Origin of the sequence: Aeromonas sp. R10-2, from assembly GCF_040908445.1 — a bacterium.
In the GTDB taxonomy this organism is placed as follows: Bacteria; Pseudomonadota; Gammaproteobacteria; order Enterobacterales; family Aeromonadaceae; genus Aeromonas; species Aeromonas veronii.
The window spans coordinates 1-10,635 of the sequence record NZ_JBFODS010000038.1; the positions used below are offsets into that span (position 1 = coordinate 1).

Below are 10,635 nucleotides of genomic sequence, written 5' to 3' on the forward strand. Positions count from 1 at the left end.
GCTATTCCCGAGTTGCTGGCGCTGCTCGACATCAAAGGCTGCCTGGTATCCATCGATGCGATGGGGTGCCAGACCGAGATCGCCGAGACCATCCTTCAGCAAGGTGGCGATTACTTATTGGCCGTCAAAGGCAACCAACCCAAGTTGTTCGAGGCGGTTCGACAGGCCCTCGCCCCGCTGGCGGCCACCCCGTTATGCGCAGAGACGATGACGCTTGAGAAGGCTCATGGCCGCATCGATGGTCGTGAGTACCATGTCATGGCGGCGGGCGAGTTGGCCGCCCAGTTTCCTCATTGGAAACAGTTGCACAGCATTGGCGTGGCCATCTCCTATCGCGTTGAAAATATGCAAAAAATTACCATAGAGCAGCGTTATTTCATCAGTTCCAAAGCGTTGGTGCAGGATGAGTTTGCGCGAGCGGTGCGTGGGCACTGGGCCATCGAAAATAGCCTGCACTGGGTGCTGGACGTCACGATGGGCGAGGATGATTGCCCGATTTATCGCGGTGATGCCGCAGAGATTTTGGCGTGCATCCGGCACATGGGGCTGAACATGCTCAGGGCCGAGACTTCACGCAAGGCGAGCGTAAGACGGAAGCAAAAAATCGCAGGAATGAGCAGTGAATATCTGGAAACGGTACTCAATGCGGGTCTCAAAAAACTGGGTGAAATTTAACAAAATGTTCACGCTCTCACCCTGGGTGTTATCCCAATTCACCTGTTTCCGGAGAAATACCAACACTCTCTGACTGGAATATTCCAGCGGGTGATGAGGTCGATGTGCAATGGCGTCTTGTCCATGATAATGATTATTTTGTCAAGCCGGTCAGTTATCTCGCTCATTATTTGGGATACGCCTGGGTGGGTGGAAATCATAGCCCCTATGTCGGGGAAGATATGGATGTTACCCGGGTTGGCGATGGCTGGTTGATAAAGGGAAATAATGACGGCGGCTGCTCCGGATATCGTTGCGGGGAGAAGAGCTCCATCAAGGTAAGCAACTTCTCATATACCCTGGAACCCGACTCCTTCAGCCATGGTCAGGTCACCGAGAGCGGCAAGCAGCTGGTGAAGACCATCACGGCCAATGCGACCAACTACACGGATTTGCCTCAGCAGGTGGTGGTGACCCTGAAGTATGACAAGGCCACCAACTGGTCAAAGACCGACACCTACAGCCTGAGCGAGAAGGTGACCACCAAGAACAAGTTTCAGTGGCCGCTGGTGGGTGAAACTGAACTGGCCATCGAGATCGCTGCGAGCCAGAGCTGGGCCTCCCAGAAAGGGGGCTCGACGACCGAGACCGTCTCGGTTGAAGCGCGCCCCACGGTGCCGCCTCACTCCAGCCTGCCGGTGCGGGTTGCCCTCTACAAGTCCAACATCTCCTACCCCTACGAGTTCAAGGCCGAGGTCAATTATGACCTGACCATGAAGGGCTTCCTGCGTTGGGGCGGCAATGCCTGGTATACCCATCCTGAGAATCGCCCCACCTGGGAGCACACCTTTGCCGTCGGCCCGTTCCGCGACAAGGCAAGCAGCATTCGCTACCAGTGGGACAAGCGTTATATCCCGGGTGAAGTGAAGTGGTGGGACTGGAACTGGACCATCGGCGAGTATGGTTTGTCGACCATGCAGAATAACCTGGGTCGTGTGCTGCGCCCGATCCGTTCGGCGGTGACCGGTGACTTCTATGCCGAGAGCCAGTTTGCCGGCGATATCGAAATCGGTCAGCCCCAGACCCGTTCCGCGAAGGCTGCCCAGTTGCGTAACGCCTCTGCTGAAGGTGTGGCTCTGACCGGTGTGGATCTGGACAGTGAGGCCCTTGCCAACGAAGGGTTTGGCAACGTATCCCTGACCATAGTGCCGGTTCAATAACCTCACTCGCAGGCCCCTTTCATAGGGGCCTGTTTCTGTTCTGCGCAAGACGCGGCTCTTGCTCTGTGTCCCTCGACTTTCCCTCTTTTTCTCCTCTTCTCCCTGCATGATCACAGCGGGAATCTGTGGCTTGCCAAGGTGATGCCAACGCGTTTGACCTCTGTTTGGGGTGGCCCCGTGAGCGAGGCATTGTTCACTCATTTGTTGAAAGAGGTGTGTTGGCCAGATTGTTAACGGCTTGTGCTTTAAATTTTCCCCCTTATACTGGCGCCATCTTGTCGGAGTGCTGACCGTCGAACGACGCGAAGCTGAGACCGTTAATTCGGGATCCGTGGAACCTGATCAGGTTAAAACCTGCGAAGGGAACAAGGGTAACTTGCGGGTTACTGCGCCGGAGGAGGAACAAGCCTCTTCCGCTCATCAAAGGGCTCACCCTTGATGGGTCAGGGCGCACAGGAGGGAGTCTGTCCCGTCCGGTTTTCCAGCACGTGGGGCGCCTTGCCCACAGCATGCAGAGAGCGGGAAGTGGCAGAACAACAGCGCGGAGATCCATCACGTGCGCACTCCCTCCCGAGATAAACACCCCGCCGCAAGTTCATCTTCTCCTCGAACTCCAGACAAGCAAACACCCATAACTTCAACCAGTTAATGTGAGTTTTGCTATGTCTACTTCCGTATCTGATACCGCCAAATCCAGCCGCCGCGAGCAGCGCTCCAGCGCCCAGGCCTTTATCGACAGCCTCAAGGGGATGGCTCACCCCAACTCCCGCCGCATCTTTATCGAAGGCTCCCGCCCCGATATTCGTGTTCCCCTGCGGGAGATCCAGCTGGCCGACACCTTCGTCGGCGGCACCAAAGAAGATCCCCGGTTCGAGCCCAACGAGCCGGTGCCGGTCTACGACACCTCGGGCCGTTACGGGGAGGAGGGGGTCGCCATCGACGTGCGCCGCGGTCTGCCGCGCCTGCGGGAAAACTGGGTGCTGGAGCGCGATGACACCGACGAACTGCCGGGGCTCAGCTCCACCTTCACTCAGGAGCGGCTGGCCGACGAGGGGCTGGATCACCTGCGCTTCGAGCACTTGCCGAAACCGCGCCGCGCCAAGCCGGGTCGTCGGGTTACCCAGCTCCACTATGCCCGTACCGGTATCGTCACTCCCGAGATGGAATTTATCGCCATTCGCGAGAACATGGGCCGCGAGCGGGTGCGCTCCGAGCTCCTGCGCACCCAGCATCCGGGCCGCGATTTCGGTGCCCGTTTGCCCCAGAACATCACCCCCGAATTTGTGCGCGATGAGGTGGCCGCCGGTCGCGCCATCATCCCCAGCAACATCAACCACCCGGAAGCGGAGCCGATGATCATCGGCCGCAATTTTCTGGTGAAGATCAACGCCAACATCGGCAACTCGGCGGTCACCTCCAGCATCGAGGAGGAGGTGGAGAAGCTGGTCTGGTCCACCCGCTGGGGCGCCGACACCGTCATGGATCTCTCCACCGGCCGCTACATCCACGAGACCCGCGAGTGGATCCTGCGCAACAGCCCGGTGCCCATCGGTACCGTGCCCATCTATCAGGCGCTGGAGAAGACCAACGGCATCGCCGAAGAGCTCACCTGGGAGCTGTTCCGCGATACCCTGCTGGAGCAGGCCGAGCAGGGGGTGGACTACTTCACCATCCACGCCGGCGTCTTGCTGCGCTTCGTGCCGATGACTGCCAAGCGCCTCACCGGCATCGTCTCGCGCGGCGGCAGCATCATGGCCAAGTGGTGCCTCTCCCACCACAAGGAGAACTTCCTCTACCAGCACTTCCGCGAAATCTGCGAGATCTGCGCCGCCTATGATGTGGCGTTGTCGCTGGGCGACGGTCTGCGCCCCGGCTCCGTCTATGACGCCAACGACGAGGCCCAGTTCGCCGAGCTGCGCACACTGGGCGAGCTGACACAAATTGCCTGGGAGTACGACGTGCAGGTGATGATCGAGGGGCCGGGTCACGTGCCGATGCACATGATCGAGCGCAACATGACCGAGCAGCTGGAGCACTGCCACGAGGCGCCGTTCTATACGCTGGGCCCGCTCACCACCGACATCGCCCCGGGTTACGATCACTTCACCTCCGGCATCGGCGCCGCGCTCATCGGCTGGTACGGCTGCGCCATGCTCTGCTACGTCACCCCCAAGGAGCATCTGGGGCTGCCCAACAAGGAGGATGTGAAGCAGGGGCTGATTACCTACAAGATCGCCGCTCACGCTGCGGATCTGGCCAAGGGGCACCCGGGCGCGCAGATCCGCGACAACGCCATGTCCAAGGCGCGCTTCGAGTTCCGCTGGGAGGATCAGTTCAATCTGGCCCTGGATCCCGACACCGCCCGCGCCTACCACGACGAGACCCTGCCGCAGGAGTCCGGCAAGGTGGCCCACTTCTGCTCCATGTGCGGGCCCAAGTTCTGCTCCATGAAGATCACTCAGGATGTGCGCGATTACGCAGCCAAGCTTGAAGCGGTGGAGATCAAGCTGGTCGGTATGGATGGTCAGCAGGAGCAGGTAGTGGCTCAGGTGGCGAGCGGCATGGCCCGGATGGCGGAAACTTTCAAGGAGACCGGTGGCGAGATCTACCATCAGGCGGCGGCGCTGAAACAGGCCGCAGGGGAGGAGGTGTGAGCAGAGCAAGCGGGGCTGTCAGCTCCGCCGATCTGCTGCCTGTGACGGACTCCCGCCCAGTTGTCTGGACCATCGCCGGTTCCGACTCCGGCGGCGGTGCCGGCATTCAGGCCGACTTGCACACATTGCACGACCTTGGCGTGCACGGCTGTTCGGTTATCTCCGCCATCACAGCCCAGAACTCGGTGGCGGTGAAGATGGTTGACCCCGTGCTGATGCAGACCTTCACCGCCCAGATCGACGCCCTTGGCGTCGATCTGCCGCCCGCCGCCATCAAGATCGGCCTGCTGCCGACCCGGCTCCATGTGGAGGTATTGGCCCGCCGACTGGCAACTATCGAGGCCCCCTTCGTGGTCTACGACCCGGTGGCCATCGCGAGCACCGGCACCCCGATGGCGGAGCCCAATATGCTGGAGGCGGTGCGCGAGCAGCTGTTGCCACGTCTGTCGCTTATCACCCCCAACGGCCCCGAACTGGAAGCCCTGACCGGCATTCCCGCGACCAGCCCTGTGCTGGTGCGCTTCGCCGCCCAGCGGCTGCGCGAACTGGGCGCCCGCGCCGTGCTGGTCAAGGGCGGCCATCTGGGTTGGAGCGGTGAGCTCTGCCTCGACTACTACCAGGACGAGACCCGCGAATTCTGGCTGGCGGCGCCGCGCCTGAATACCCGCCACGGCCACGGCACCGGCTGCTGCTACGCCAGCGCCATAGCCGCCGTGGTGGCGCAGGATTATCCGGTGGAGGACGCCATCACCCTGGCGCGTGCCTACCTGCAACAGGGGCTGGCGGCGGCGCAGGGGGTGGGCGCAGGCCCGGGGCCCATCGCCCATCTCGGCTGGCCAGCCGATCTTGCCCACTTCCCCCGCGCCGTGTTGGCGGGATCAACCCTCGATCGCCGCTTCGGACTTTATCAGACAAGCAGCGCCCGCCTGCCGGATGGCCCCTTCGCGCCGACCGAACACAACCTCGGCCTCTATCCGGTGGTCGATTCGGTCAAGTGGCTGCGCCGCCTGCTGGGGCAGGGGGTCAAGACCATCCAGCTGCGGATCAAGAATCTGCCTGCCGCAGAGGTAGCACCGGCCATTCGTGATGCGGTAGCGCTCGGTCGCCGCCATGGGGCACGACTCTTTATCAACGACTACTGGCAGCAGGCCATCGAGGCAGGCGCCTGGGGCGTGCATCTGGGGCAGGAGGATATGGAGACCGCCGATCTCGCCGCCATTCAGGCCGCCGGACTGCGCCTTGGCATCTCCACTCACGGCTACTTCGAGCTGATGCGGGCCCGCGAGCTGGCCCCCTCCTATATGGCGCTGGGTCATATCTTCCCGACCAACACCAAGGCGATGCCTTCCCGCCCGCAGGGGCTGGTGCGGCTGCACCGCTACCGCGCCCTGATGTGCGACTGGCCGACGGTGGCCATCGGCGGCATCAGCGAGGAGCGGGTGGCGGCGGTCAAGGGGAGTGGGGTCGGCAGCATCGCGCTGGTCTCGGCCATCACTGCCAGTGACGACTGGCAGGGGGCGACCGAGCGGCTGCTGGCGGCCGTGGGGGCAGGGGATGAGCCGCGTTCAGCCACTGTTATACGGGAGGCTGAACATGCTCTCTGATGCGGAATACCTCAGATATGGCCGCCAGCTGATGCTGGCGGAAGTGGGTGAAGAAGGGCAGGCACGGCTCAAGGATAAATCGGTGCTGATCGTCGGTCTCGGCGGGCTCGGCTCGCCGCTGGCCCTCTATCTGGCCGGAGCCGGGGTGGGCACCTTGTGGCTGGCCGATGGCGACACGGTCGATTCCAGCAATCTGCCGCGCCAGATCCTGTTCGATAGCGAGGCGGTCAATCACTCCAAGGCGGAGCTGGCCCGCGAGCGCTTGGCCGCCCACAATCCGCTGGTGGAGCTGATTGCCATCAACCAGCGGCTCGATGCCGCCAGCCTGCCGGAGTTTGTGGCCGAGGTAGATCTGGTGATCGACAGCTGCGACAACCTCGCCACCCGCCAGGCCATCAACGCCGCCTGCGTGGCTCAGGGCAAGCCCTGGATCTCCGCCGCCGCAGTGGGTTGGCAGGGGCAGCTGATGGCGCGAACCAGCAGCGATCACGCCTGCTACGCCTGCCTCTATCCGCTGGATACCAAGATCGCCGAGCGCTGCGAGACCAGCGGCGTCACCGGCCCGCTGGTCGGGGTGGTGGGCTCTTTGCAGGCGCTGGAGGCGCTGAAACTGCTGCTCGGGATGCCAAGCCCGGTCGCCGGCACATTGCGCCGTTTCGATGCTTTGGCCCATCAGTGGCAGACCCTCACTCTGGCCCCCGACCCCGATTGCCCGGTCTGCGGGCAGCGCCGATGCCCGACACACGATAAGGAGATCACCCCATGACCCTCACCATTCGACTCAACGATAAAGCCCAGCCGCTGGCGGCAGGGCAGAGCGTGGCCGACCTGCTGGCGGCGCAAGAAGTTAATCCACAGGGCGTAGCGGTGGCCCTTAACGGCGCCGTGCTGCCCCGTGGCCGCTGGGCCGAAACCCGTCTCAATGACGGGGACGAACTTCACCTCTTTACCGCCATTGCGGGAGGCTGACCCATGATGCTCACAGTCCCATCTTCGAGCGTTCTGCCTTGCGGCGGGGCCTCATCTCTTCTTATCGCAGTGGCCGGAGGCTGACATGCTGACAATTGCCGATCACACCTTCTCGTCGCGCCTCTTCACCGGCACCGGCAAGTTTGCCCGCCCGGAACTGATGGCCGCCGCCATTGAGGCGAGCGGCTCCCAGCTCGTCACCATGGCCATCAAGCGGCTCGAACCGGGCAAGGCCCACGACGATATCCTGAGCCCCTTGCTGCAACTCGGGGTCAAGCTGCTGCCCAACACCTCCGGCGCCAAGACCGCCGCCGAGGCGGTATTTGCCGCCCACCTCGCCCGCGAGGCGCTGGGGACGAACTGGCTCAAGCTGGAGATCCACCCCGACCCGCGCTATCTCTTGCCCGATCCCATCGAGACGCTGAAAGCCGCCGAGCAGCTGGTGAAAGAGGGCTTTGTGGTGCTGCCCTACTGCGGCGCCGACCCCGTGCTGTGCAAACGGCTCGAAGAGGTGGGCTGCGCCGCCGTGATGCCGCTCGGCGCGCCTATCGGCTCGAACCAGGGACTGGTGACCCGGGAGTTTCTCTCCATCATCGTCGAGCAGGCCAATGTGCCCGTGGTGGTGGATGCGGGCATAGGTGCCCCGAGCCACGCCGCCGCCGCCTTTGAGCTGGGCGCCGACGCCGTGCTGGTCAATACCGCCATTGCCGTCAGCGGAGACCCGGTCGCCATGGGCCGCGCCTTCGCGTTGGCCTGTGAGGCAGGACGTAGCGCCTATAAGGCGGGCCTGGGGGCGCGCGGCGTGCAGGCCCAGGCTTCCAGCCCGCTGACCGATTTTCTGGGGGCGCTATGAGTCATGATGCGGGCTCAGGGCGAGAGCCAATGGCAATGGCCTCTTCCTCGGTTTCTCCCGAGGCTGATGTGTTTAGCCCCCCTCTCCCTCTGGGAGAGGGGCTGGGGGTGAGGGCAGAGGCTGATTCGGTGCTTGAAGGAGGCGAGTTCTGCGCTCCTCCCCCTCCCAAGGGGGAGGCCGGGAGGGGGTTGGATTTTGCCAATCGTTGGCAGGAGCTTGATTGGGACGATATCGGCATGCAGATCCGCGGCAAAACTGCCGCCGACGTGGCGCGAGCGCTAAGCGCACCCCGCCGCACCCTGGCGGACTTTATGGCGCTGATCTCGCCGGCCGCCGAGGCGTTTTTGCCGCAGATGGCGGCCGAGGCCGAACGCCTCACCCGCCAGCGTTTTGGCAACACCATCGGCTTCTATGTGCCGCTCTATCTGTCGAACCTGTGCGCCAACGACTGCACCTACTGCGGCTTCTCCATGAGCAACCGCCTCAAGCGCAAGACCTTGAATAGCGAGGAGATTGAGCGCGAGTGTCTGGCCATCAAGGCACGGGGCTTTGACAGCGTGCTGCTGGTGACCGGCGAACACGAGCACAAGGTGGGGCTCGGCTATTTTCGCGAGGTGATGCCCATCATCCGCCGTCACTTCAGCACGGTAGCGATGGAGGTGCAGCCCCTCTCGCAAGACGAATACGCCGAGCTCAAGACTCTCGGCCTCGACTCCGTCATGGTCTATCAGGAGACCTACCACGCCCCCACCTATGCCCGCCACCACCTGCGCGGCAACAAGCAGGACATCGCATGGCGCCTAGCTACACCGGATCGGCTCGGCCGTGCCGGCATCGACAAGATAGGGCTGGGGGCGCTGATCGGTCTCTCCTCAGACTGGCGTGCCGACAGCTACTTCGTCGCCGAGCACCTCGCCTGGCTTGAGCGCCACCACTGGCAGAGCCGCTACTCGCTCTCCTTCCCACGCCTGCGCCCCTGCACCGGTGGGCTGGAGCCTTCCGTCATCATGTCGGATCGCCAGCTGGCCCAGCTAATCTGCGCCTGGCGCCTCTTCTCGCCGACCCTGGACTTGTCCCTCTCGACCCGGGAATCGCCGGCGTTTCGCAACGGCGCGGTGCGCCTTGGCATTACCCAGATGTCGGCCGAGTCGCGTACCCAGCCGGGTGGCTATGCCGAGGGGGATAAAGAGGAGCTGGAGCAGTTCGCCATCCACGACGACAGATCCCTCGGCGAGGTGGCCGCCGCCGTCCGGCAGGCGGGGTTGCAGCCGGTGTTCAAGGACTGGGAACCCTTCCTGGGCCGATAGGGGCGGCCACGCCCCTTTGCCGGTGGCATCCGAGCGTTCAGCCAGACGCCGTGCCTGTGGCAAGCAGGCACGGCTGCGCCGTACAATCGTAGGGTCGATTAGCCGGTAGGCGTAATCGTCCGCTTTGCATTTTTTGGGGATGGTAGACGGCTCGGCTACACCGAGCAGGACGCGAGGCCGCTGGCCTCGAAAGGGTTTCGCCCGCCCTTCGGGCTTGGGCGAGTAACTTTTCTTTGCATGGCCAAAGAAAAGTTACCAAAAGAAAGGCCACCCCCGCCAATCCGACCGCTACGCGGTTTCCCTCGGGTCAGGTGCAAGGTCGGACGGACCGCCGCAGACGGCACATCCCTGTGCCGGCTGCGTCTGCGCCATCATCCCTGATGGCGCTCCTGACCTTGCTCCTTCCCCTCGGCGGATTGGAGGGGGAACCAAAACCGTGCCCACCATCACCTCAGGGGGGAATCGTAGGTCTCAATCAATAGAGCAAACTACAACGACAACAAATGGGATAGTTATGATAAGAGGTGTATTTTACATCGTTCATTGCATCCAACGGATGCTTGACTTCCAATTTCAGGTCGTCTGGAAAAACTGAATATAATTATCTTGGCCTCATGAGGTTTATAATTCAGATTCAATGTTTAAACATCTAGCTTCATCTCGAATTTGCTTTTGTAGTGTTCTTTTTTGAATTTTTCTTTCCTCTTTTAGTGGGTGGTTAATAAAGTGTTGTTTGTATGACTTTATCAGTCCGGAGTCATTGCTTTCATGTACTAATTTTAGTAAGTCATCCCCATCAAAAAAATTAATTGTATATTTAGATGTTTCAGTGTTTTTATTATCAATTAAAGTTTTAGCTTGTTCTGTTATTTTTCCACTAGTCCAAAGTTCAAAACGATAAGGAAGTCTACTCCATTCAGAATGAGTCTTGATGAAACTGTTTATTACTGGTATCCGTTCATTAATCCACTTTTCAACTTCACTGTCATCCGGGAATTCAGATAATAAGTGCGACACTCATGGATGAATGGCGAGAGGTGGCCAACTGATGATTGGTGGTACCCTTATGCTCGCCAAAGTAAAAGCAGTATCACCATGAGCTATCAGCAGTTGACCGAGGGGCAACGATACCAGTTATCGGTGCTTCGCGCACAGGGGATGTCCATCCTTGCCACCGCACGCGCCATTGGCGTTCATCGCTCCACCCTCTACCGGGAGCTGCGTCGTAACGCCGGGCCGCAGGGCTACCAGCCAGACAATGCGCATCAGCACGCCACCCACCGACGGGCCAGTGCGGCCAAATCTCGGCTATCTGCCGATGTCATCCAGTTTGTCGAGCTGACACTCGCCTGGTGGTGGAGCCCGGAGCAGATA

8 protein-coding genes, 2 pseudogenes and 1 riboswitch are annotated in these 10,635 nt (G+C 61.5%); of the genes and pseudogenes, 9 read left to right on the forward strand and 1 reads right to left on the reverse strand.

Annotated features, from left to right (window positions below; genetic code table 11):
* From AB5Y97_RS09535 to thiH, 8 genes and pseudogenes are all read left to right on the forward strand, one after another.
* Positions 1-675: pseudogene (locus tag AB5Y97_RS09535) on the forward strand (ISAs1-like element ISAs12 family transposase); the annotation flags it as partial.
* 26 nt (positions 676-701) lie between these two features.
* Positions 702-1,874: pseudogene (aerA, locus tag AB5Y97_RS09540) on the forward strand (aerolysin AerA); the annotation flags it as partial.
* Positions 1,875-2,143: 269 nt separating this feature from the next.
* Positions 2,144-2,256: riboswitch (TPP riboswitch) on the forward strand.
* 280 nt (positions 2,257-2,536) lie between these two features.
* Positions 2,537-4,528: a phosphomethylpyrimidine synthase ThiC gene (gene thiC / locus AB5Y97_RS09545; RefSeq protein ID WP_368157700.1), complete on the forward strand. Its 1,992-nt coding sequence runs from the start codon at positions 2,537-2,539 to the stop codon at positions 4,526-4,528.
* On the forward strand, positions 4,525-6,132 hold the full coding sequence (gene thiE / locus AB5Y97_RS09550) for a thiamine phosphate synthase (protein ID WP_201947740.1): 1,608 nt from the start codon (positions 4,525-4,527) through the stop codon (positions 6,130-6,132). The genes thiC and thiE overlap by 4 nt, the downstream gene beginning before the upstream one ends.
* Positions 6,122-6,898 carry a HesA/MoeB/ThiF family protein gene (locus AB5Y97_RS09555; protein ID WP_201947738.1) on the forward strand — a complete coding sequence of 259 codons (777 nt, stop codon included), beginning with the start codon at positions 6,122-6,124 and terminating at the stop codon, positions 6,896-6,898. The genes thiE and AB5Y97_RS09555 overlap by 11 nt, the downstream gene beginning before the upstream one ends.
* Positions 6,895-7,101, forward strand: coding sequence for a sulfur carrier protein ThiS (thiS, locus tag AB5Y97_RS09560; RefSeq protein ID WP_040096417.1), 207 nt, complete (start codon positions 6,895-6,897; stop codon positions 7,099-7,101). Before AB5Y97_RS09555 ends, thiS begins: the two co-directional genes overlap by 4 nt.
* Before the next feature lie 85 nt (positions 7,102-7,186).
* Positions 7,187-7,954, forward strand: a complete 768-nt coding sequence (locus AB5Y97_RS09565) for a thiazole synthase (protein ID WP_216973736.1) — start codon at positions 7,187-7,189, stop codon at positions 7,952-7,954.
* Between the two features lie 35 nt (positions 7,955-7,989).
* Positions 7,990-9,261, forward strand: a complete 1,272-nt coding sequence (gene thiH, locus AB5Y97_RS09570; protein ID WP_368157706.1) for a 2-iminoacetate synthase ThiH — start codon at positions 7,990-7,992, stop codon at positions 9,259-9,261.
* A 621-nt stretch (positions 9,262-9,882) separates the two neighbouring features.
* Here thiH and AB5Y97_RS09575 read toward each other — a convergent pair.
* Positions 9,883-10,278, reverse strand: coding sequence for a hypothetical protein (locus tag AB5Y97_RS09575; protein ID WP_368157704.1), 396 nt, complete (start codon positions 10,276-10,278; stop codon positions 9,883-9,885).
* Between the two features lie 78 nt (positions 10,279-10,356).
* On the opposite strand from AB5Y97_RS09575, the gene AB5Y97_RS09580 reads away from it, so the two are divergent.
* On the forward strand, positions 10,357-10,635 hold a 279-nt coding region (locus AB5Y97_RS09580; RefSeq protein ID WP_368157254.1), incomplete at its 3' end, for a transposase.

Coding starts and splice junctions, on each gene's coding strand:
- thiC (WP_368157700.1), top strand. CDS start 2,537: ATGTCTACTTCCGTATCTGATACCGCCAAATCCAGCCGCCGCGAGCAG.
- AB5Y97_RS09555 (WP_201947738.1), top strand. CDS start 6,122: ATGCTCTCTGATGCGGAATACCTCAGATATGGCCGCCAGCTGATGCTG.
- thiS (WP_040096417.1), top strand. CDS start 6,895: ATGACCCTCACCATTCGACTCAACGATAAAGCCCAGCCGCTGGCGGCA.
- AB5Y97_RS09565 (WP_216973736.1), top strand. CDS start 7,187: ATGCTGACAATTGCCGATCACACCTTCTCGTCGCGCCTCTTCACCGGC.
- thiH (WP_368157706.1), top strand. CDS start 7,990: ATGGCCTCTTCCTCGGTTTCTCCCGAGGCTGATGTGTTTAGCCCCCCT.